The organism is Rahnella sp. PD12R (assembly GCF_019200965.1).
In the GTDB taxonomy this organism is placed as follows: domain Bacteria; phylum Pseudomonadota; class Gammaproteobacteria; order Enterobacterales; family Enterobacteriaceae; genus Rahnella; species Rahnella laticis.
This window is the reverse complement of the sequence record NZ_JAHTMS010000009.1, coordinates 182,526-202,700: the sequence shown is the minus strand read 5'-3', so window position 1 is coordinate 202,700 and position 20,175 is coordinate 182,526. Positions and strand designations below refer to the sequence as shown.

28 protein-coding genes are annotated in these 20,175 nt (G+C 53.3%); 23 read left to right on the top strand and 5 right to left on the bottom strand.

All coding sequences use genetic code 11. The annotated features are described in order from the left end of the window. Positions 1 to 13: 13 nt before the first annotated feature. The 3 genes from KWG64_RS18530 to KWG64_RS25735 are packed head-to-tail and all read right to left on the bottom strand — an operon-like array spanning position 14 to position 2,910. Positions 14 to 1,027: a phage portal protein gene (locus KWG64_RS18530; RefSeq protein WP_218522738.1), complete on the bottom strand. Its 1,014-nt coding sequence runs from the start codon at positions 1,025 to 1,027 to the stop codon at positions 14 to 16. After that, positions 1,028 to 2,791 carry a terminase ATPase subunit family protein gene (locus tag KWG64_RS18525; RefSeq protein WP_218522737.1) on the bottom strand — a complete coding sequence of 588 codons (1,764 nt, stop codon included), beginning with the start codon at positions 2,789 to 2,791 and terminating at the stop codon, positions 1,028 to 1,030. It abuts the gene before it with no gap. Continuing rightward, on the bottom strand, positions 2,788 to 2,910 hold the full coding sequence (locus KWG64_RS25735) for a hypothetical protein (protein WP_255562226.1): 123 nt from the start codon (positions 2,908 to 2,910) through the stop codon (positions 2,788 to 2,790). Before KWG64_RS25735 ends, KWG64_RS18525 begins: the two co-directional genes overlap by 4 nt. A 23-nt stretch (positions 2,911 to 2,933) precedes the next feature. On the opposite strand from KWG64_RS25735, the gene KWG64_RS18520 reads away from it, so the two are divergent. From KWG64_RS18520 to KWG64_RS18465, 13 genes are all read left to right on the top strand, one after another. Continuing rightward, complete coding sequence (locus KWG64_RS18520) at positions 2,934 to 3,782, top strand: GPO family capsid scaffolding protein (protein ID WP_218522736.1); 849 nt, start codon at positions 2,934 to 2,936, stop codon at positions 3,780 to 3,782. Between the two features lie 35 nt (positions 3,783 to 3,817). Further along, positions 3,818 to 4,957: a phage major capsid protein, P2 family gene (locus KWG64_RS18515; protein WP_218522735.1), complete on the top strand. Its 1,140-nt coding sequence runs from the start codon at positions 3,818 to 3,820 to the stop codon at positions 4,955 to 4,957. A gap of 3 nt (positions 4,958 to 4,960) precedes the next feature. Then, entirely contained in the window at positions 4,961 to 5,617 is a 657-nt protein-coding gene (gpM, locus tag KWG64_RS18510) for a phage terminase small subunit (RefSeq protein ID WP_218522734.1), read from the top strand. 95 nt (positions 5,618 to 5,712) lie between these two features. Then, positions 5,713 to 6,183 (top strand): head completion/stabilization protein, encoded by a 471-nt coding sequence (locus tag KWG64_RS18505; protein WP_218522733.1) that lies wholly within the window; start codon positions 5,713 to 5,715, stop codon positions 6,181 to 6,183. Then, complete coding sequence (locus KWG64_RS18500; RefSeq protein ID WP_120506017.1) at positions 6,183 to 6,386, top strand: tail protein X; 204 nt, start codon at positions 6,183 to 6,185, stop codon at positions 6,384 to 6,386. The genes KWG64_RS18505 and KWG64_RS18500 overlap by 1 nt, the downstream gene beginning before the upstream one ends. A gap of 5 nt (positions 6,387 to 6,391) precedes the next feature. Continuing rightward, on the top strand, positions 6,392 to 6,601 hold the full coding sequence (locus tag KWG64_RS18495; protein ID WP_047609759.1) for a holin: 210 nt from the start codon (positions 6,392 to 6,394) through the stop codon (positions 6,599 to 6,601). Next, the gene (locus tag KWG64_RS18490) at positions 6,582 to 7,091 is read left to right on the top strand and encodes a lysozyme (protein ID WP_218522732.1); all 510 of its coding nucleotides are present in this window, start codon (positions 6,582 to 6,584) and stop codon (positions 7,089 to 7,091) included. The genes KWG64_RS18495 and KWG64_RS18490 overlap by 20 nt, the downstream gene beginning before the upstream one ends. Then, on the top strand, positions 7,091 to 7,516 hold the full coding sequence (gene lysB / locus KWG64_RS25730; protein ID WP_255562224.1) for an Rz-like lysis system protein LysB: 426 nt from the start codon (positions 7,091 to 7,093) through the stop codon (positions 7,514 to 7,516). Before KWG64_RS18490 ends, lysB begins: the two co-directional genes overlap by 1 nt. Beyond that, complete coding sequence (gene lysC / locus KWG64_RS18485) at positions 7,410 to 7,649, top strand: Rz1-like lysis system protein LysC (RefSeq protein WP_255562223.1); 240 nt, start codon at positions 7,410 to 7,412, stop codon at positions 7,647 to 7,649. Before lysB ends, lysC begins: the two co-directional genes overlap by 107 nt. Then, complete coding sequence (locus KWG64_RS18480) at positions 7,612 to 8,079, top strand: phage tail protein (RefSeq protein WP_218522730.1); 468 nt, start codon at positions 7,612 to 7,614, stop codon at positions 8,077 to 8,079. The genes lysC and KWG64_RS18480 overlap by 38 nt, the downstream gene beginning before the upstream one ends. Continuing rightward, positions 8,072 to 8,530, top strand: coding sequence for a phage virion morphogenesis protein (locus tag KWG64_RS18475; RefSeq protein WP_218522729.1), 459 nt, complete (start codon positions 8,072 to 8,074; stop codon positions 8,528 to 8,530). The genes KWG64_RS18480 and KWG64_RS18475 overlap by 8 nt, the downstream gene beginning before the upstream one ends. 182 nt (positions 8,531 to 8,712) lie before the next feature. Next, entirely contained in the window at positions 8,713 to 9,024 is a 312-nt protein-coding gene (locus tag KWG64_RS18470) for a hypothetical protein (RefSeq protein ID WP_218522728.1), read from the top strand. Positions 9,025 to 9,141: 117 nt separating this feature from the next. Next, on the top strand, positions 9,142 to 9,318 hold the full coding sequence (locus KWG64_RS18465) for a hypothetical protein (protein ID WP_218522727.1): 177 nt from the start codon (positions 9,142 to 9,144) through the stop codon (positions 9,316 to 9,318). 123 nt (positions 9,319 to 9,441) lie between these two features. On the opposite strand, the gene KWG64_RS18460 is transcribed toward KWG64_RS18465, so the two are convergent. After that, positions 9,442 to 9,945, bottom strand: a complete 504-nt coding sequence (locus tag KWG64_RS18460; RefSeq protein ID WP_218522726.1) for a hypothetical protein — start codon at positions 9,943 to 9,945, stop codon at positions 9,442 to 9,444. Positions 9,946 to 10,036: 91 nt separating this feature from the next. After that, on the bottom strand, positions 10,037 to 11,818 hold the full coding sequence (locus KWG64_RS18455; RefSeq protein WP_218522725.1) for a hypothetical protein: 1,782 nt from the start codon (positions 11,816 to 11,818) through the stop codon (positions 10,037 to 10,039). Between the two features lie 672 nt (positions 11,819 to 12,490). On the opposite strand from KWG64_RS18455, the gene KWG64_RS18450 reads away from it, so the two are divergent. The 10 genes from KWG64_RS18450 (at position 12,491) to KWG64_RS18405 (ending at position 20,165) form a co-directional block, all read left to right on the top strand. Continuing rightward, entirely contained in the window at positions 12,491 to 13,132 is a 642-nt protein-coding gene (locus tag KWG64_RS18450; RefSeq protein ID WP_218522724.1) for a phage baseplate assembly protein V, read from the top strand. Next, entirely contained in the window at positions 13,129 to 13,479 is a 351-nt protein-coding gene (locus KWG64_RS18445; RefSeq protein WP_218522723.1) for a GPW/gp25 family protein, read from the top strand. Before KWG64_RS18450 ends, KWG64_RS18445 begins: the two co-directional genes overlap by 4 nt. Positions 13,480 to 13,482: 3 nt before the next feature. Further along, on the top strand, positions 13,483 to 14,391 hold the full coding sequence (locus tag KWG64_RS18440) for a baseplate assembly protein (RefSeq protein WP_218522722.1): 909 nt from the start codon (positions 13,483 to 13,485) through the stop codon (positions 14,389 to 14,391). Further along, complete coding sequence (locus KWG64_RS18435) at positions 14,384 to 14,911, top strand: phage tail protein I (protein ID WP_218522721.1); 528 nt, start codon at positions 14,384 to 14,386, stop codon at positions 14,909 to 14,911. Before KWG64_RS18440 ends, KWG64_RS18435 begins: the two co-directional genes overlap by 8 nt. A gap of 9 nt (positions 14,912 to 14,920) precedes the next feature. Beyond that, positions 14,921 to 17,206, top strand: coding sequence for a phage tail protein (locus tag KWG64_RS18430; protein WP_218522720.1), 2,286 nt, complete (start codon positions 14,921 to 14,923; stop codon positions 17,204 to 17,206). Between the two features lies 1 nt (position 17,207). Further along, entirely contained in the window at positions 17,208 to 17,726 is a 519-nt protein-coding gene (locus KWG64_RS18425; protein WP_112168787.1) for a tail fiber assembly protein, read from the top strand. A 105-nt stretch (positions 17,727 to 17,831) separates the two neighbouring features. Beyond that, positions 17,832 to 17,972 (top strand): hypothetical protein, encoded by a 141-nt coding sequence (locus tag KWG64_RS18420; RefSeq protein ID WP_167457458.1) that lies wholly within the window; start codon positions 17,832 to 17,834, stop codon positions 17,970 to 17,972. 160 nt (positions 17,973 to 18,132) lie between these two features. After that, entirely contained in the window at positions 18,133 to 19,302 is a 1,170-nt protein-coding gene (locus KWG64_RS18415; RefSeq protein ID WP_218522719.1) for a phage tail sheath protein, read from the top strand. Positions 19,303 to 19,315: 13 nt separating this feature from the next. Continuing rightward, positions 19,316 to 19,825, top strand: a complete 510-nt coding sequence (locus tag KWG64_RS18410; protein WP_217152439.1) for a phage major tail tube protein — start codon at positions 19,316 to 19,318, stop codon at positions 19,823 to 19,825. Positions 19,826 to 19,883: 58 nt separating this feature from the next. Beyond that, positions 19,884 to 20,165, top strand: a complete 282-nt coding sequence (locus KWG64_RS18405) for a phage tail assembly protein (protein ID WP_218522718.1) — start codon at positions 19,884 to 19,886, stop codon at positions 20,163 to 20,165. Positions 20,166 to 20,175 lie beyond the last annotated feature (10 nt).

Here is a 20,175-nt window from a genome sequence, read left to right as displayed (position 1 = left end):
TACTATAAGCGTTTTATAATTTATAGTGATCAAATGCAATTATTTCATTTCCAATCCATTTACTTAGATCCTTCATCCTCTCCTGCAGCGGTGTCAGCTCGTTCCTTACGAACACCTGCGCCGCCTTCTCCACATCCCCAAACCCACCGGCATTATCAGGAATTATCCCCATCATCTGCGGCGGAACGCGGTGCGCGCTCAGCAGGTCATCACGGCTGGATTTCTTGATGTTGAAGAAATCATCCTTGGTGGCGACCTCACTCAGCGGCAGAATCTGAATGCCGTCTTTCTTGCCGTTCGGCGCATACATAAACAGGTTGCGGAAGTTGCCCAGGCCTTTTGTATCCCTCATAGCCTTGCGCATTGAATCAATATCACTGCTGCTCTGCGCCGCGTCGGTCATATACAGGATATAACCCGCGTGTGCGCCGTTCTGATAATACTTCCTGCGGAACAGCGTAGCTGCTTCGTTTAGCCAGGCGGAATTCAGCGCACTGAGGTATTCCGGCAAGCCATAAATCTCCTGGTTTATGTCCGGTTCGATCAGATGAAAGATGCTGCCCGCCGCGAATTGGTGCGGTTCCTTCCAGCCCTGCACAAACCAGTAAGTCCCCTCTTCCACTCCGCGACGCACATATTTAGCCGGCACAGCCTCAAATCGTAACGGTTCGCCGAGCTGGTTGCGGATCAGTTCCAGATACGCATTCCCGAACACCAGATAATCCAGCGCAAATTTGCTGAACTCCTGCTGACTAAGCAGCGGATGCGGGATAAACGTCGAGGCGAGGATATTCCGCTTCACGTAAATCGGTGAGCTGTGATGAACGGCGGCGCGAAGACTGCGGGCAAGTCCGTCGAAACTGACCGGTGGCTCATACCAGCGGCCGTTGCCGGTGCACTCGATGTAATCCAGAATCTCGCGGCGGTCTAAAACCGGCGTCGGATCACCGAAGCTGAATACCTCTGCGCCCTGCTGGCTTTCAGTGGTCGTGGTCTGCGTGGCTTTACGGTATTTGCGCTTGCTCATTTAGTAGAACTCCAAAATGTTTGGGCTTTGTCCGCCGTTGGCGGCGGTCAGTGGTTCGTTTAACAGGGCGTGCATGATTGCCCACGCGACGTCGGCGTGGCTGGCCTCTTCACTGCGGCTGGCTTCGTAGGTTGAACGGTTGCCGCTGGCGGTCATCGTTTTGCGGATCGCCATAAACGACGCAGTGATATCGGTATGGCCGGTGTCATATTCCAGACGGCCTGAGCTGATGGTGTCTTTTGCTTTCAGTACCAATGCGGTTTTCACCTCGGGGCTGTAGCGGATCTCACGCGCCGCAGGAAAGAACTGCTGAACAAGCTGGAATACGCCCTGCCCGATACCGGTGGCGTCGATGCCGATGTACTCAACGGCATAACGATTGGTGAGTTCCTCGATACTTCTGGCCTGCGCAGCAAAGTCCATGCCCTTCCACTGATGACGCTCAAGTACGCGAAACTTGCCTCCGGAAACTACTGGTGGAGCAATTACCGCGCAGCCTGCACTGTCGCCGGTGTGCGATGGGTCATAACCGATCCAGACGGGACGATAGGCAAATGGCCGTTTCAGGTACGGGTCGAAGTCTTCCCACTCGTCCAGGCTGTCCACCATGCATCCCTGCAACTCGGCGAACGGGAACACCGACGCCTGATCGTCCACGAACTCGCACATCAGCAGGTTTTCATATTCGGCGGGACTGTATTCCAGTTGCAACTGTTCCAGGTCGAACAGGTTACAACCGCCTGACAGCGCATCTTCCACCGTCACAATCTGCCGCCACTGGCCGTCGTCGCACAGCACGCCTTTCGACAGGTGGGCGTGCGTCAGATCCAGGTCAATCCTGTCGGCCTTGTTACGACGTCCTTTGTTGAACAGTTCACCCGACCAGAACGGATAGGCACTGTGTGCCAGGCTGGACGGCGTGGAGAAGTAGGTGCTTCGCCATTTTTTATGCAGCGACATACCGGAGGCGACTTTGCGCAACTCCTGAAACTTGGGGATCCAAAAGTATTCATCCAGGTACAGATTGCCGGTGTAACTCTGCGCGGTGCGGACGTTGGTGCCGAGGAAAATCAGCCGTGCGCCGTTCGGCAGCACAATCGGGTCGCCTTTTAAATCGACATCCACCTGTCTCGCAAAGTCGATGATGTAGTTCTTAAAGACGTGCGCCTGCGCCTTACTTGCCGACAGGAAAATCTGATTGCGTCCGGTAGTCAGCGCGTCAATCAAAGCTTCCCGGGCAAAGTAGAAGGTTGCGCCAATCTGGCGTGACTTGAGGATGTTGCGGATACGGTGCTGAAGTCCGGCCTGATGCCAGCCGCGCTGATATTCGAACGATGTCTCGATAAAGATATCGCCGAGTTTTTCGATGGCCTCTTCACTGAATACATTCTTATCGGGTGCCTTTCGTTCGCCCTTGTTGCGGTTAGCGACGTTCGGATTTAAATCAGCCTCGCTGCCGGTGTGGTTGTAACGGTTTACCCTTGCCAGGCGTTCAATCTGTCGGCCTAACAGGTCGATCTCTTTGTAGTCCTTCCCCTCCTTCACATCTTTCATGACGAGCTGGATCAGCCGCGCTTCCATGCTGGTTTCCACGCGAGAAATGGGCGCAATTGCCTCCCACTGATCGCGAGTTTTCCAGCTCTGCACGGTCGGCGTTTTTTGGCTCAGCATCTCCCCGATTTGCCGCACAGAAAAGCCCTGCCAGTAAAGCAGTGCCGCCTGTCGGCGCGGGTCGCTGATAATGGTGGAGTTTGAAATATTCATGCCGCCACGTTACCGGCCAGACAGCCGTTTTTCGCGCTGCCCACGTTGTGCCATCGGGCAACAACCCGCATCGGCTGGCGGCCTGCGGTGACTGTCTGGAAACTAACTCCCGTCCACAACACTCATTACCGGAGTCAGTCACATGGCAAAGAAAGTATCGAAATGGTTCCGCATCGGGGTCGAAGGCGACACCTGCGATGGCCGCGAAATTGATGCTAACGACATCAAACAAATGGCGGAGACGTACAGCGCGAAAGCCTATGGCGCCCGCGTCAATCTGGAACACATCAAAGGCATCTTACCGACCAGTGATTTCCGCCGTTATGGCGACGTGATCCAGCTTAAAGCCGAACAAATTGATGACGCGGCTGAACCGCTGCTGCATGACAAATGGGCGCTGTACGCGATGATCAGCCCGACCGCGGATTTAACGCAGATGGTCGGCGACGGGCAGAAGGTTTACACCTCGATGGAGATCAAACGCAACTTCGCCAATTCCAATAAATCCTACCTGGTCGGTCTGGCCGTCACCGATGACCCCGCAAGCCTCGGCACTGAAATGCTGGAGTTCAGCCGTACCGCAAAACAGAACCCGCTCGCCGGTCGTAAAACCGATCCGGACAGCCTCTTCACCGTCGCCACCGAGGCACTGATTGAGTTTGAAGATGCGCCGGAAACTGCCCCTTCTCTTTTCGCCCTGGTGAAACAAAAGCTTTCACGAAAGCAGGCGTCCGACGATGCCCGCCTGGCTGATGTTCACGAAGCCGTCAGCGAGGTCGCTCAATACGCTCAGACTGAACTGGATAAGCATGAAACCAGCCTGACCGACCTGCTGAGCCGCGTCGATATCCTGGAAAAATCCACCGCTGCCGAACATGAAGCCCTCAGTGAATTGAAAGGCAAGTTGGCGCAGACACCGGCGCAGAACTTTAACCAGCGCCCGCACGCCACCGGCGGCACAGGCGCTGACGAGACAGTGACCGACTGCTGATCCGACACATTTAATTCACCCTCAGGAAATAAGTCATGAAAAAAGAAACGCGCTTTAAATTTAATGCGTTCCTGTCTCAGCTCGCCAAACTCAACAACGTTGACGTCGGCACGCTGGACAAGAAATTTAACGTCGAGCCGTCCGTCACGCAGACGCTGATGACCCGATTACAGGAATCCTCAGAGTTTCTGACCCGTATCAACATCATTCCGGTGGACGAAATGATGGGCGCGAAAGTTGGCGTCGGCGTCACCGGCACGATTGCCAGTACCACCAACACTGACGCGGGTGACGAGCGTGAAACCGCTGATTTCACCAAGCTCGATCAGGAAGGCTATCACTGCACCAAAACCAACTACGACTTCCACTGGATGTACAGCAAGCTGGATTTGTGGGCGCGCTATAACGATTTTCAGACCCGTTTGCGTGACGCCATTATCAAGCGTCAGGCGCTGGATCGCATCCTGGTCGGCTTTAACGGTGTTTCCCGCGCACCGACTTCTAACCGCGTTCAGAATCCGCTGTTGCAGGATGTCGGTGTGGGCTGGCTGCAGAAATACCGCCTGAATGCCCCGTCCAAAGTGATGGGCATGATTGTCGCCGAAGACGGTACCGTGACCAATGAGGCGGTGAAAGTCGGTGGCGAAGGTGAATACAAAAACCTCGACGCGCTGGTCTTTGATGCGGTGAATGAACTGATCGACCCAATCTATCAGGACGACACCGAACTGGTGGTTATCTGTGGCCGCAAGCTGCTCGCGGATAAGTATTTCCCGCTGATCAACAAACAACAGCCGAACACTGAGGCGATGGCCGCCGACCTGATTGTCAGCCAGAAACGCATCGGCAATCTGCCCGCCGTGCGTGTGCCCGGCTTCCCTGCTAACGCCATGCTGATCACCCGCCTGGATAACCTGTCTATTTACTGGCAGGACGGCACGCACCGCCGCCACGTTGAGGAAGTACCAAAACGTGATCGCATCGAAAACTACGAATCCATTAACGAGGATTACGTGGTGGAAGATTACGGCTGCGGCTGTCTGATCGAGAACATCGAAGTAACCGCCGGAGAAGACGACACCGCTGAAAAGGCCGAACTCAGTAAATTCACCTCGGCGATCGTTGATGCCATCAAAACTGCATCCGGGACCACCGCACCGACAGCTCAGGAGTAAATCATGACCAGCCCTGCCCGACGTCATTTGTTGCGGCAGTCAGCGATCGAAGCCGCGCAGCAGGATACCAGCCTGCTGCGTCATGCCACCGGCTATGAACTGCTGCTGCAAAAGCTTAATGCTGACCAGAAAGCCCTGAAAAAAGCCTATTCCGCTGAGAAAAAGGCAGAACTCAAACGCAAGATGCTGCCCGAGTATGCGCCGTGGGTGGCGGGCGTTCTCGCCGAGGGGAAAGGCGCACAGGACGCCATTCTGATGACCATCATGATCTGGCGTATTGATGCCGGTGACTACGCCGGTGCACTGGAAATCGCCCGCTACGCGCTGCATTACAAGCTGGCGATGCCGTTCGGCAAACGCCCTGCCGGTTATGCGCTGGCGGAGGAAATCGCCGACATGAGCACCCGAGCTCATGCTGCCGGTGAGCCGGTCAGTCTCGATGTACTGATGACCACGATGGAACTGACGGAAAGCCAGGACATGCCGGATCAAGTGCGCGCCAAGTTGCACAAAATCACCGGCTACCTGTATCGGGACACGAAGAAACTGCCGCTCGCCCTGCAACACCTGAAACGCGCCTTCCAGCTGAACAGCAACTGCGGCGTCAAAAAGGATATTGAGCGGTTGGAATCAGCCATCAAAAAGGCTGCCAGCAGCTAAACAGAACGCGCCCCGCGCCGGACGGCACGCCAGCCGCGACAGGTCTGTGACCTCGTTCAACGCTGGCGTCCACCGTCCCCTATTCAGAGGTCACTATGTCTCTTGTTGTACCTGCACCAAAGCCGGACGCCGCGACGGAGCCCGCGATTAAAAACACGCACTTCTGGCCTGATATCAATCCGGTGGAGTTACGCGACACGCTGCGCCTGGAAGGAACGGTGACCGCCAAACGTCTGCGCGCCGTCATTAAGTACGCTCTGACCGAAGTGAATGCCGAGCTTTACAGCTACCGCGTCGCACAACTGGCTCAGGGATACAAAACTCTCGCTGATGTCCCGGCTGACCAGATTGATGACGAAAGTATCAAAGTCTGTGCCTACCTGCGGGCGGTTTCATCCATTACGGCAGCCATTCTTGCGGAACGATACCCGAACAGTGACACCACCGATGCTGGCAGTAAAAAGGCGGAGATTGTCGAAAATACGGTTGATGAACTGTGGCGTGATGGCCGCAATGCGATCAGCGATGTCGCCGGTGTGTCGCACTGTGTGATCGGGCTGCTCTGATGAAAGTCTATGCCGAACAGGGCGACACCGTGGATTCGCTCTGCTGGCGTTACTACGGGCGCACCGAGTCGGTGATGGAACAGGTTTACGCGGCTAACGTTGGCTTAGCCGCACAGGGGGCAATTCTGCCCCATGGCTACGCGGTGGAGCTGCCGGATATTACTCAGGCCGCAGTCAGCGAAACCGTCTCACTTTGGGACTGATGACCATGGAGCGCATCACCTCGTTTATCTGTTACTGCGTCGCGGCCTTTCTTGCCTGGCTCGGCGCAATGTCGCCGCAGGATATTGCCTTTTTAGTCGGTGCCGCCGTCGGCGTCGCGACCTTCCTGGTGAACTGGTACTACCGGCGCAAAACTTACCGACTGCTGAAAGCTATGGGCGTCAGAGGAGACATTAATGCAGCCATCAATCGTTAGACGCTGCGCCGTCGCCGCCGTCCTGGCGATTGCCGCAATGCTCCCACAAACGCCAACGTTGAAAACATCCGCCGCCGGTCTGGCACTTATCGCAGATTTTGAAGGCTGCCGCCTGTCCGCCTATCAGTGCAGCGCGGGCGTCTGGACAAACGGCATCGGGCACACCGCAGGCGTGAAACCGCAAACGCACATCAGCGAACGGCAGGCCGCCGTGAATCTGGTGGAAGACGTGATGCGGGTGGAGCAAGGCATTGCGCGATGTATGCCGATCGACATGCCGCAGCCGGTATATGACGCCGTGGCGTCCTTTGCGTTCAACGTCGGCGTGACGGCGGCGTGTAAATCCACCCTGACGTTTTTCATCAACAAGGGCGAATGGCGAAAAGCCTGCGAACAACTGCCGCGCTGGGTGTTTGTGAACGGCGTGCGCATCACCGGGCTGGAACGCCGCCGCGCGAATGAGCTTGCCTACTGCCTGCGGGGTGTCTGATGCGCATTTTAATTTTGTTAATGCTGGCCGCGTGCGCGCTGGCGGGGCTGCAAACCTGGCGTATCGGCGGCCTGCAAAACGAGGCAGACCAGGCACAGCGGATCATCGGCACGCTTTCCGCCGGTATCGAAAGCCGCGACAACGCCATTCACCGCCTGAACGATGAGGCCGTGACGCGGGAACGCCAGGAGCAAAGCCTGCGCGCGCAGCTTTCGCGGGCCGGTCAGCGGGCGCGCGTCCGTGAATACACAATTCAAAGGTTACTCAATGAAAATCAGGAAATGCGTGATTGGTATAGCGCTCGCCTGCCTGACGGCATTGGCCGGATGCACGCCCGTCCCGCCTTCGCCAGCGCCGCAGATTATTTACTTTGGCTGTCCGGCGGTGACGAGCTGCCCGATACCGGCAAGCTCACCCGCCACTAACGGCGATTTAAGCAGTGATGTCAGAAACCTGGAGGCCGCGCTGACAGCCTGCGGCCTCCAGGTGGAAGCGGTCAAACAATGCCAGGAGGAACACCGTGTTAAAACCCGCACAGCTACGAAAAGCCCTCACTGACGCCGTGCCGGTGCTGCAAACCAGTCCCGACCAGCTGAGGATGTTTGTGGATAACGGGCGCATCGTTTCCACGTTAGCCAGTTCGCTGTCGTTTGAATATCAGTATCAGGTCGAACTGTTGATCACCGACTTTACCCAGGACAGCGATCTGATCGTGGTGCCCATTCTGGCCTGGCTGCGTGAGCATCAGCCGGACATCATGGCGACGCCGGAAAAACAGCAGAATGGATACACGTTTAAGGCCGATATGCTCAATGATGGGAGCTATGACATCGCTATTCATTTGCAGCTCACCGAGCGTGTGATCGTCAAACAGATTGACGCCGGTCTGCACGTTGAGCATTTTCCTGAACCGCCGCTGCCGGAGCCGGTGGAAAGGCCGCGTAAACTGTACCTGCACGGCGAGTTAGTGAATCAGTGGAATGAGTGAGCTGACCGCATTTGATAACCGTATCGATGCACTGATTGCAGCGCTTTCACCCCAGCGCCGAAAAGCTTTGGCGACAGTGATTGCAAAGCGTCTGCGCAAACACCAACAGCAGCGCATCAAGCGGCAGGTTACGCCGGAAGGGAAACCCTTCATCCCACGACAGGATCAGATCCTCCGCAGCAAAAAAGGACGACTCAAGCGTGAGATGTTTAGCAAGCTGCGCACGGCCAAGTACATGAAGGCCAAAGGCTCAAATAATGATGCGGTGGTGGAGTTCACCAGCAGAGTTAAACAAATGGCTGAAGTGCATCAGTACGGCCTGCGAGACCGTCCGAACGTCTGGGCTAAAGAAGCGCCTTATCCTTCGCGCCCGCTGCTTGGACTGGATGCAGAAGATTTGAAGATTGTGGAGGATGAGTTGCTAATGCGTATTAGCTCAGGCTTGACCTGACATAACTACGGCACAGAGCCAAACCTAATCTGACGGGCAACTCTGTGCCAAAAGCAGTGTTCTGCTGTTTATTTTGGCATTAAGCTACGCGCTCTTTGGACGTTCAGGTTATTCTGTTCAGTGCGATCGCAAACATTAGTCAATTTTGGCAAAATTTATTTTTTAATATGGAGTTCGTTAAAATGTACGGAAAAGTAATAAGTTCTCTCAATGAAGTTAAACCATCTTCCAAGCACCTTACAGACATCACAAAGATAGTTAATCAAACTGAAGATGATGACCTTAAAAAACTGTTAACCCCTGTCATTATTGCGTTAACTGAGCACAGCACATTATCAACACCATTGGTGAGAAAACAGCCACGGAATTTTATCAGCGGCGCACCATTTGATGCGGTTTATCGTTATTGCCTGCCTAAAATTCAAGCCCGAATACCTGAATGGCAAGTAATCGCACGCCAGGAAGGATGGACACCGCCACCTGAACCTGAGTAGGCCACTTATGCGGCCTTATTTACGTCTTTCATTTAATTCCTCAGACAATTGTACACACAGCGCTCTCTGTCCATCCACTGATGTAAAATTTAGCTCCATTTAAAGAGGAACATACCAATGAACCAAGAATCAGCTCAATCGCTTGAAACCCAGCTTGCCGATGCCAAAGCTGCATTATCACAATGGGAAGAACGTGACCTTATCCGAGAGGATGGAGGTATGGTTCAAGATCGTCGCCATGAAGAAAGAGGTGAGCAGCTACGCCGCCAAGTTGTACGTTTATCTAGAATGTAAGAAATTAAACAAATAATTAACTCATTTCTATAGGCCGCGTCAGCGGCCTTTTTTACACATCCCATTTAATTCTTCGCCCACATTGTACGTTCTGGTGATTCTATCCAGTGCAGCAGGCAAGGACTAGTTTCGGGGTGCAGCAATAAATCCGGCCTGCAACCCGCTCTTTATTAAAAGTGTCGCATCGGCATCCGATAGTTCTTCATGCTGTTTATAAAAGACACCGATTTTCTCTAGGTTAACGCGCGAACCAATTAAATAGTCAGGTGTTCCTTTAAACGTTTTTTCAAAAAGCTTTCTAAAATCCGGGGATACTTCTGGAGAGTTAATTGTCCAAAAAACTGATGGATCGATTATTATCCCTTCTACTTCCACCCAAGCGTGCCCATCCCACTTCCCTGAAAAATCTTTTTCAGATTTCAATAAAGGTTGGATAGGTTTATGCGAGAAGACTAGTTTATTACTCACAGTCAAAGTTCCGACTACAAGCTTTGATTTTATCTTCAAATTATCATTTATTTGTGCAAACAATAATGCCCCCATATACAAACAAGTCCCTTCTTTCTTAGTAGAAGAGTCAAGAACATTGATCACTAATTCATTAATTATTTGAATATTCTCTTTCATACTTATTTTCGACACATCAATCACCCCGCTTATATACTTATGACAAATAATACAACAAAAATATTATCACTATATAATTAAAACCTAGCAGTCAGTTATGTAAATCAAGCCATTTAATTAGATCGTTATCACAAGGCCCGCCATTGCCATTAGACCTAATTAGATTTTCCTGCATCGATTTAAACATAAAGTTACATCTTATAAATATTTCTTCTGGTGAAGAAATACTAGGAAGAAGAAGAGCCATATAATACATGGCATTTATTGTACCACGCAGATAGTGCTCAAGGTTTGATGTAAGAAAGTTTATATTAGGATTTGATTCAGCATTATGAACAATGGAATTCCTCAATATATATAAACGATGTATATGCAAAGTTACCTTTTTAGTATGACTATCTATTTTACTCCCCATTGCAGCCGGATTCTTGCAAAGATTAATCATCTTATTCAAAACAAATAAAGCATATGGGTACTTAGACATACTCTGTGACAATGTATCCGAAATGCTATCATTTTTTAAAAGCCGATAAAGTTCACCTAAGCCGATGCTATTTAAATTATATTCCCTCACACCATCTGAAATATTTTCAATTTTCAAATAGCGGATAATACCTCTTAATGCAAACATTTGTTTTACAACATAATCAAGCCCAACACAAGGAACAACGGAAAGGATGATGTGCTCATCATGTTTTATGTCTTCCTGAGAAACGCCCAGAGTTAAAGATTCAAGAGCTGACCAATATGATGTAAATTTACTTTCCTTTGAGTTATTATCAATTCCATTTCGAAGAAAATGAAACGCAGAACTAATTTTCTTTTTTGCATCTACAGATGCATTTTTATATAAAGAATCCATAGCCTTAATAAAATGCGTAAATTCATCCTTTGTTAGTCTATCTGAATTTACATGTATCTCATCATCAAAATAATTTATTATATTAACTTCTTCAGAACCAGTTTTTACACTAAACTTGTTTTTTATTTCAATATTCCCTTTACCTATCATGTAAGCTATAACGTCTAGTGATTCAACCAATATCTGTTTTGCCTTAACTCTTGCTGATAACTGTGTCGTGGCCTCAGCATGTATTCTAACTTGAATAATTCGCCTTCCTTTTTCAGTTGCGTGGGCGGTAAATAAACAACCATTGAATTCAATGTCTTGTGCATTATTAGATATTAGGTCGTATAGATTTTCATTTTCGAGAACAAAAGCCACTCGATGTATTAATTTATTTTGGGTGAGTTTCTCCCGCCACGATTGATAACGTTCTTCGAAACTCCCTTTGTCATCCTTTAAAAGAATATTATTATACAACAAATAACATTCAGTTAACGGCATGCCTTTAGTTAACAGCACACTCATTAAGTTATTAATTTGATTATATAACTTCAAGAGCTCATCATCATTAGGTGGGTCTTGTAAGTCTAAAATGTTTTTTATCTTTTCGACCATCAAGTTAACATAATTATCCTCGACACTTATTCTTAACTGATTGCACAAACTCTTAAATAATTTTTTTTGTTGCTCTACAGGACTCTTATTTGGGTCCTTGATTAAACCTGACTTAGGAAAAAGACCGCAAATTTCCCCATGGACCCCTGAAAAAGCTTCATTGTTTAACAGCTCATCTTGATTTAATATTTCTAACAGTTCAGTAACAGCTCTCTCTCTCTTTTTATCTCCGCCGTATTTATTACCAAACTTATATAGAAAATCAATTTCCTGTAATGAGTTCAATACATTATTAAAACCCACCCGGTCAGTATCTATACTATTCTTATGGCTAAGGTTGGCCCAACACTCTATGAAAAACAATTGTCTAACTGTCAGACCCTCCCTTTCCAGACGGGTATCTATACGCATTTTTCTTGTATCCCAGGTAAAAATCTCTATAATGATCTGATACTAACCTATTTTAATCAGTGACTGAATCATCGAAGTCATTGATTCTGAAAAAAACGGCTCGGCCTTTTGTCTGTGGTTCTTCCCGGAAAGGTGCAGAGCCAAACTTTCAAAAAGCCGCACTTGTTGCGGCTTTTTTATGTTTAGCATTCCCCTAACCCGCAGCGCCGTTTCCCCACATTGGACATTATGGTAATTCTGTCCATTACCCATATCCATATCTCCCAATCTGCGGATAATCAATATCTAGTGCCTCTGGCATCTGACCGACACACAACATATGGTGTCCGTCGTGCCGCAAGGGTCCTTCCCACCCGCGACACCCCGAGCAAATCGTGCTGTTCTGTCTGGACGAAAGAGCACATTCGAAAATAATGTTCAGTGATGCCGTCAAGCAGATCGGAAATAATCATCTTTACTTTATTGCATAGCTTCAAACTGTGCGGTTGCTAAAAAATTATATGTCCGCTTCTCGCTCAAACCAAGCTGTCAGATTTGATGATGTTCTACCTACGAGCTGAGACAGCTCAAGTTTGAGCTAATACTCCTCAGTCAGTGATCCCCACGTTGTGCCACCCGCCATCAACCTGCCTCAAATTGTATGCCGCCTGACAGGGCGGCATTCTTTTATCCATGAATACATCCATTCCCAAACACGACATTCCGCGCCTGCTGCGCAATCTGATCCGCATTGGCACCGTTGCCGAGGTGGATTTAGTTGCGGGCACCTGTCGCGTGAGCACCGGCGGCAATATCACCGACAGGCTGCACTGGCTGACCTCCCGCGCAGGGCGCTCGCGTTCCTGGTGGGCACCATCCGCCGGTGAGCAGGTTTTATTGTTCTGCCTGGGCGGTGAACTCGACACCGCCTTTGTGATGCCCGGCGTTTTCTCTGATGAATTCCCTGCGCCATCGGCGTCAGCCGATGCCATGCACATCACTTTCCCGGACGGTGCGGTGATCGAGTACGAACCCAAAACCGGCGCGCTGCTGGCAACCGGTATCCAGTGTGCAACGGTGAACGCTGCCGATAAGGTGGCTGTCACCGCCCCGCTGATCACCTGCACGGCGAAAACCCGTATCACGCTCGACACACCGGAGGTGGTCTGCACGAAAAAACTCACCACCGGCACTATCGAAATTAAACAGGGGGGCACCATGACCGGCAACCTCACACACAGCGGCGGCAGCATCACATCAAACGGCGTGGTTGTGCATACCCATAAACACGGCGGTGTCCAGACGGGCGGCGGTCAAACACAGGTGCCGTCATGAGTAACGCAAAATACATCGGCATGGCGCGCGTGTCCGGGCGCGCAGTCGAAGACCTGGCGCACATCCAGCAGTCGGTCAGCGACATTTTGCGCACGCCCGTCGGTTCCCGCGTCATGCGCCGTGACTATGGTTCACTGCTGTCTGAACTGACTGACCGCCCGCAGAATGCCGCGCTGCGGCTGCAAATCATGGCGGCCTGTTACAGCGCGATCCTTAAGTGGGAGCCGCGCGTCAGCCTCACCGGCATCACCTTTGAAACGACGTTCGACGGGAAAGCGGTGGTTGAACTCACCGGCATCCGCAAAGACACGTCCGCCGCCATCTCCTTAACCCTTCCAGTGAGCTGAATTATGGCAACTATCGACCTGAGCCAGTTACCCGCCCCCGACGTGGTGGAGGTACTGGATTATGAAATTCTGCTGGCCGAGCGCAAAGCCACGCTGGCGTCGCTTTACCCCGAAGACCAGCAGGCCGCCATCGCCCGCACGCTGACGCTGGAGTCTGAGCCGATTGTTAAGTTGCTGGAGGAAAACGCCTACCGCGAAGTGATCCTGCGTCAGCGGGTTAACGAGGCGGCGCAGGCCGTGATGCTGGCCTACGCCACCGACGCAGACCTCGACAACATCGCGGCGACGTTCAGCGTACAACGCCTGACGATCACCCCTGCGGATACGGTCAGCGTGCCCGCCGTGGCGGCGGTGATGGAAAGCGATGCCGATTTGCGTATCCGCGCGCAGCAGGCGTTTGAAGGGCTGAGCGTGGCGGGTCCGGTCGGCGCGTATGAGTATCACGGGCGCTCTGCCGACGGGCGCGTGGCGGATATTTCGGTGATCAGTCCGTCGCCCGCCTGCGTGACGATTTCCGTACTGGCACAGACCGGCAACGGCACCGCGCCCGCCGACCTTCTGGCGAAAGTACAGGCCGCGCTCAACGATGAAAACGTGCGCCCCGTGGCCGACCGCGTGACCGTCCAGTCAGCCACCGTCGTGAATTACACCATTGATGCCGTGCTGTATCTGTTCCCTGGTCCCGAAGCCGAACCCATTCGCGAAGCCGCCGAGGCGAAGCTTATCGCATACACCACCGCGCAGCACCGGCTAGGCCGCGACATCCGGCTGTCGGCCATTTACGCCGCGCTGCACGTTGAGGGCGTCCAGCGGGTGGAGCTGAAAAGCCCGAAGGCCGACATCGAGCTGGATAAAACCCAGGCGTCATTCTGCACCGCCTACACCTTAAAAGTGGGTGGCTACGATGAGTGATCGCCTGCTGCCCGTCGGTTCATCCGCGCTGGAGGTGGCCGCCGCCGACGCCTGCGCCGCGCTTGAAAACGTGCCGGTGCCGCTGCGGCAGCTCTGGGATCCGCTGGCCTGTCCGGTGAAGTTCTTGCCCTATCTGGCCTGGGCGCTGTCGGTTGACCGCTGGGATGAACACTGGCCGGTTGCCACTAAGCGGCGCGTGATTCAGTCGGCCTGGTTCATTCACTGCCACAAGGGAACCATTGGTGCTATTCGCCGCGTGGTGGAGCCGCTCGGCTACCTGATTAACGTGACCGAGTGGTGGGAAACCAACGACGAACCAGGAACGTTTCGCCTGGACATCGGCGTGCTGGAAACCGGCATCACCGAAGAAATGTATTTAGAGATGGAGCGGCTGATTGCCGACGCCAAACCCGCAAGCCGCCACCTGATCGGGCTGACCATCACCCAGGATATTAAAGGCGACGTTTACATTGGCGCAGCGCAGTACGTCGGCGAGCTGCTGACCGTTTACCCCGCATAAGAGGACGATATGAGCACATTTAAATCCGTTGTCACCACGCTCGGCCAGGCGCGCATCGCGGCGGCCATTGCGGCGGGGACTGACATCAACATCACTAAGCTGGCCGTCGGCGACGGCAACGGCAAGGCAACAACGCCTGTTGCCTCACAGACCAAACTGGTGAAAGAGGTCTACCGCACGCCGCTCAACTCATTGAAGCTTGACCCGTCGCACGGAAACTGGGTCATTGCCGAAGCGGTGCTGTCTGCCAGCGTCGGCGGCTTCTGGATGCGCGAAATGGGGTTGTTCAGCAGCGACGGCGCGCTGATTGCCGTCTGCAACATGGCGGACACCTATAAACCGACGCTTGCGGAGGGGTCAGGCCGCACGCAGACGTTGCGCATGGTGATTGCGGTCAGCAACACCGAGGCAATCAGCTTGCTGATCGACGACTCGGTGATTATGGCTACTGAGCAGTATGTGAATGACCTGCTGGCCGCGCATGAGAAATCGCGCAATCATCCTGACGGCACAACGGCGGCAAAGGGATTTGTTCAGCTGAGCAGCTCGGTCAGCAGTACCAGCGAAGCGCTGGCCGCCACGCCAAAAGCGGTGAAGGCTGCCAACGACAACGCCAATACCCGCGTACCTTCCACGCGCAAAATTAACGGTAAGGCGTTAAGCGCAGACCAAACTCTGACGGCGGTGGACGTGGGAGGGATGCCACTATCGTCTACCAATCTCGGCAACACCAATATCAACACGTTTGGGCGTGACAAGTTCGGCATTTATTCGCAGACATCCCCTACGCAGGCAACGGTAGCCAACGGCTACCCTGCAATGCTGGCCGGTATTTTGGAAGTGTTTCCGGGTACCTACACTAACGGCGTGATCCAGCGTTACACCGAACACCTTTCCGGTAAATGTTGGCAGCGCGCATCGAGCAACGTCTGGAACGGGACAGATGGTCCATGGAGTGACTGGGTGCAATCCAGCACCGTCGGTTCTGTTGCCGCAAACTCTGCCCTCGGCTCAACTGACCTGAACACCGTGGGATTTAGTCTGACGGCTGTTCAGGCGGCGATCTATCACCAGTCCGCCAACGCATCCGCGACGGCAGACAGAAATTACCCCGAGGCCAAAGCGGGCACGCTGTTTGTTACCGGCAGCGCTTACGGCTGCCAGCAGATGTTTATTACTTTTGATACGTGCAACATCTGGGTGCGCGGGCTTTCTTCCAACTGGAACGGGAAGGATGGACCATGGCGCCCATGGGTTGCTCTGTATGGCACCAACAATAAACCGACGGCCGCAGACGTAGGCGCATGGACGGCAACGCAGAGCGCCGCCAGTGAAAAGGCGCTGTCTGATGAAATTGCCACGGCCTTTAAAATCCGCACCAACTTAACCGCAACGGATACCCCGAACACCTTGCGCGGCAGCAGTATGTTTGGGCATTACGGCGTGCCAGGTGCTGCTGCGGCGACCACGGAAAAAGGCTATCCGATAAATAATTTTGTCGGCGTGATTTTCGTTACCTGGGGTCCGAATGCGACGCAGCAAATTGCTTTCAATAACAACGGGCGGCAATTCACCCGCTCTATGACCGGGGCGTGGAACGGTGTCGATGGTCCATGGTCTGCCTGGAATGAAATTTACTGTCAGGCCAACAAACCGACACCGGCTGACGTCGGCGCGTTACCGGCGGGCGGGACGGCCGTGGCAGCGTCCAAACTCGCCACCGCCAGGAAGATTGCCGGTGTAGCCTTTGACGGCACCAAAGACATCAACCTCACCAACTCGAATGTCGGGCTGGGGAATGTCGGGAACTTTGCCGCCGTTCAGCAAGGCGGCGGTGCCGGTATGCAGAGCAATAAAGTCTATATCGGCTGGACGGGTTCTAAGGTCAAAATTCAGGTAGATGCTTCTGATATGGGAGAGGTATACACCACCAATTTCCCGCCGCCGCAGCAAGATTTGTCAGGGTATGCTCGCCGTGATTGGATCACCTATGTTGGCCTCGAGGCTGATAACCCAAATGCCCCTTACATGAGGCGTGCATCAAATAATGCGCTGGTTTATTTAGCAACCAGCGCCTGGTCGGACTCTCGCTTTATTTATGACGTGCAGCGCGGCAGCCAGGCGCTGGAGAATGCGGGATGGACGGCGCAACAGAACTGGGAAGCGCCTACCGGTTGTTTCATGACGGGGTTAAATATCCGCTCGGATATGGGCGACTGCCGAATGATGGGGAAATACTACCGCGCATTAATGATTAGAACGGCCAGTGGAAGCTGGCGTCAGGTGGGTAACTAAGATGATCACATTTAAAAATATCAAAATTTCTAAGCAGGTGTTAGAGGAAGGCATTCCCCTGCCCGTGATGTATTTCGAAGATGAAACGGGTCAGGACTGGTACAAACTGCGAGATGAAAAATGGCAGGGCGAAAACTGTTTCATTGCCGTTGGTGCTGACGGATTTATTTCTACCTGGTCGGATAACCCAAACTTTCTCACCCTATCTGAAGGCGTGAGCATTTACGAAATCAGCCGCGAAGCGCTGCCGGAAGATGTCAGTGAACACCCTTACAGCTATGCAAACGGCGAGTTCGTGAAATTTGTACAGCCTGCGATTGAAGTCGCCGCGCAGCAAAAAAATACGTTGCTCAGCCAGGCCGCCGACGCCATTGCTCCGCTACAGGATGCGGTTGATGTTGACGACGCCACCGACGAGGAACTGGCGAGCCTGAAAGCCTGGAAGAAATTCCGAGTTGCGCTGAATCGCCTGGATTTATCCGCTGCGCCGGATATCGACTGGCCTGCTGTACCTGAGTAAATTGATCGCTGAAAACGATCAATTACGGATAATTGATCAGTAGTAACTATTTGAACATATCCCGCATATGTCTAAGGATATCCCCAGACTTTTTAGGAGGATGAAATGGAATTAAACCAGGAAGAAGCGGAGATGGTTGCGGGATTTATCGCGGCAAACTGGGCGGCATTTTCACAAGCCGCTGAGGGTGTGATATCCGTTTGCGCTTTGCACCGGCTGGCTGAAAAATTAGGGTTGGAGAATTAACTCCCCCGCTTTTCAATTCTATTGACCACTGCCCCCACGAGGGGCTTTTTTGTATCTGGCCTTCACCACGTTGTGCCATTCCCCACACACCCCGCCCGCCGTGCCTGCGCGTACACAACACGCGATGATTGACCTCACCCCAATCACAGGAAAAAACACCATGGCTGATTATCATCACGGTGTGCGCGTTGTTGAAATCAATGACGGCACCCGCGTTATCTCCACCGTTTCCACCGCCATCATCGGGATGGTCTGCACCAGCGATGATGCGGACGCCGACGCGTTCCCGCTCGATACGCCGGTGCTTATCACCAACGTACTGACCGCCGCCGGCAAGGCCGGTAAAACCGGCACACTCCGCGCCTCACTGATGGCAATTGCCAACCAGGCGAAACCCGTTGTCGTTGTTGTGCGCGTGGCGGAAGGTGACACCGAGGCGGAAACCACCTCGAACATCATCGGCGGCACCGACGCCACCGGCATGTATACCGGCATGAAAGCCCTGCTGTCTGCTCAGACTGAACTCGGTGTGAAGCCGCGCATTCTCGGCGTGCCGGGGCTGGATAATCTGGAGGTCGCGACGGCGCTGGGTGCCGTTTGTCAGCAGCTGCGCGCCTTCGGCTATGTCAGCGCCTACGGCTGCAAGACCGTGTCCGATGCCATCAAGTACCGCGAGAATTTCAGCCAGCGTGAGCTGATGGTCATCTGGCCGGATTTCGTCGCCTGGAACACCACCACGAACGCCAGCGACATCGCGCCCGCCACCGCCTATGCCCTCGGCCTGCGTGCCAAAATCGACACCGAAACCGGCTGGCATAAAACTCTGTCCAACGTCGGCATCAACGGCGTGACTGGCCTGTCTGCCAGCGTCTACTGGGATTTGCAAACCACCGGCACCGACGCCGACCTACTGAATCAGGCGTGCGTTACCACGCTTATCCGCAAAGGCGGCTTTAAGTTCTGGGGGCAGCGCACCTGCTCTGACGATCCGCTTTTCCTGTTTGAGAACTACACCCGCACCGCGCAGGTGCTGGCGGACACCATGGCCGAAGCGCACCTGTGGGCAATGGACAGGCCAATGACCCCGACGCTTATCAAAGACATGATTGCGGGCATCAACGCCAAACTGCGCGAAATGAAAACCGCCGGTCTGATCATCGACGGCACCTGCTGGTACGACGCGGAGGCTAACACCGTCGAAACCCTGAAAGCGGGCAAGCTGTTCATTGATTACGACTATACGCCGGTGCCGCCGCTGGAAGATTTAACCCTGCGTCAGCGCATCACCGATCAGTACCTGGCGACGTTCGCCACGGCCATCAACAGCTAAGAGGCGCTAAACCATGGCACTGCCTAAGAAACTGAAATACCTGAACCTGTTTAACGACGGGAACAGCTACCTCGGCATGGTCAGCGCGCTGACGCTGCCAAAGCTGACTCGCAAGCTGGAGAACTATCGCGGCGGCGGCATGACCGGTTCCGCCGCCATTGATTTCGGCCTGGACGACGATGCGCTGAGCTTTGAGTGGACGGTGGGCGGGCTGGATGAACTGGTGTTGCAGCAGTGGGGCGCGGTCGATGCCGTACCGCTGCGCTTTGCCGGTTCCTTCCAGCGCGACGACACCGGCGAAACCTCCGCCGTGGAAGTCACGATGCGCGGACGCCACAAGGAAATGGATTTCGGCGAGTACAAACAGGGCGAAGACACCGAAACCAAAATCACCACGCAATGCACCTATTTCAAGCTGGTGATTGACGGCAAAGACATGATTGAAGTCGATACCGTGAACATGGTGGAAATCGTCGGCGGCGTTGACCGCGTGGCGGAACACCGCAAAAACATCGGCCTGTAACCCGTACCCCGCGCCGGACTCCGGCGCGAAAACTTCCCTTTGAATAAGAGACACCGCTATGTCAGAACACAATGAAAACATCGTCATCCTGGAAGAACCGATCAAACGCGGCGACACGCTGATTAACCAGGTTGAAGTCATTAAACCCAATGCTGGACACCTGCGCGGCATTGGCCTGGCGGCGCTGGCGAATGCCGACGTTGACGCGCTGACCGTMATYCTGCCGCGCATTACCGCCCCGAACCTGACCGCCCAGGASTGCAAAAGCCTGAACCTGCCCGACCTGATTGCCCTGGCGGGTAAGGTGATTGGTTTTTTATCGCCGAAATCGGAACAGTAAAACTTCCCCC

Excerpts from the sequence above, each read along its gene's own strand:
- KWG64_RS18475 (WP_218522729.1), top strand. The coding sequence starts at position 8,072 with ATGAGTGAGCTGACCGCATTTGATAACCGTATCGATGCACTGATTGCA.
- KWG64_RS18505 (WP_218522733.1), top strand. The coding sequence starts at position 5,713 with ATGTCTCTTGTTGTACCTGCACCAAAGCCGGACGCCGCGACGGAGCCC.
- KWG64_RS18430 (WP_218522720.1), top strand. The coding sequence starts at position 14,921 with ATGAGCACATTTAAATCCGTTGTCACCACGCTCGGCCAGGCGCGCATC.
- KWG64_RS18495 (WP_047609759.1), top strand. The coding sequence starts at position 6,392 with ATGGAGCGCATCACCTCGTTTATCTGTTACTGCGTCGCGGCCTTTCTT.
- KWG64_RS18435 (WP_218522721.1), top strand. The coding sequence starts at position 14,384 with ATGAGTGATCGCCTGCTGCCCGTCGGTTCATCCGCGCTGGAGGTGGCC.
- KWG64_RS18455 (WP_218522725.1), bottom strand. The coding sequence starts at position 11,818 with ATGCGTATAGATACCCGTCTGGAAAGGGAGGGTCTGACAGTTAGACAA.
- KWG64_RS18450 (WP_218522724.1), top strand. The coding sequence starts at position 12,491 with ATGAATACATCCATTCCCAAACACGACATTCCGCGCCTGCTGCGCAAT.
- KWG64_RS18440 (WP_218522722.1), top strand. The coding sequence starts at position 13,483 with ATGGCAACTATCGACCTGAGCCAGTTACCCGCCCCCGACGTGGTGGAG.
- KWG64_RS18460 (WP_218522726.1), bottom strand. The coding sequence starts at position 9,945 with ATGAAAGAGAATATTCAAATAATTAATGAATTAGTGATCAATGTTCTT.
- KWG64_RS18465 (WP_218522727.1), top strand. The coding sequence starts at position 9,142 with ATGAACCAAGAATCAGCTCAATCGCTTGAAACCCAGCTTGCCGATGCC.
- KWG64_RS18500 (WP_120506017.1), top strand. The coding sequence starts at position 6,183 with ATGAAAGTCTATGCCGAACAGGGCGACACCGTGGATTCGCTCTGCTGG.
- gpM (WP_218522734.1), top strand. The coding sequence starts at position 4,961 with ATGACCAGCCCTGCCCGACGTCATTTGTTGCGGCAGTCAGCGATCGAA.
- KWG64_RS18470 (WP_218522728.1), top strand. The coding sequence starts at position 8,713 with ATGTACGGAAAAGTAATAAGTTCTCTCAATGAAGTTAAACCATCTTCC.
- KWG64_RS18420 (WP_167457458.1), top strand. The coding sequence starts at position 17,832 with ATGGAATTAAACCAGGAAGAAGCGGAGATGGTTGCGGGATTTATCGCG.
- KWG64_RS18490 (WP_218522732.1), top strand. The coding sequence starts at position 6,582 with ATGCAGCCATCAATCGTTAGACGCTGCGCCGTCGCCGCCGTCCTGGCG.
- KWG64_RS18410 (WP_217152439.1), top strand. The coding sequence starts at position 19,316 with ATGGCACTGCCTAAGAAACTGAAATACCTGAACCTGTTTAACGACGGG.
- KWG64_RS18520 (WP_218522736.1), top strand. The coding sequence starts at position 2,934 with ATGGCAAAGAAAGTATCGAAATGGTTCCGCATCGGGGTCGAAGGCGAC.
- KWG64_RS18425 (WP_112168787.1), top strand. The coding sequence starts at position 17,208 with ATGATCACATTTAAAAATATCAAAATTTCTAAGCAGGTGTTAGAGGAA.
- KWG64_RS18525 (WP_218522737.1), bottom strand. The coding sequence starts at position 2,791 with ATGAATATTTCAAACTCCACCATTATCAGCGACCCGCGCCGACAGGCG.
- KWG64_RS18415 (WP_218522719.1), top strand. The coding sequence starts at position 18,133 with ATGGCTGATTATCATCACGGTGTGCGCGTTGTTGAAATCAATGACGGC.
- KWG64_RS18445 (WP_218522723.1), top strand. The coding sequence starts at position 13,129 with ATGAGTAACGCAAAATACATCGGCATGGCGCGCGTGTCCGGGCGCGCA.
- KWG64_RS18530 (WP_218522738.1), bottom strand. The coding sequence starts at position 1,027 with ATGAGCAAGCGCAAATACCGTAAAGCCACGCAGACCACGACCACTGAA.
- lysB (WP_255562224.1), top strand. The coding sequence starts at position 7,091 with ATGCGCATTTTAATTTTGTTAATGCTGGCCGCGTGCGCGCTGGCGGGG.
- KWG64_RS18515 (WP_218522735.1), top strand. The coding sequence starts at position 3,818 with ATGAAAAAAGAAACGCGCTTTAAATTTAATGCGTTCCTGTCTCAGCTC.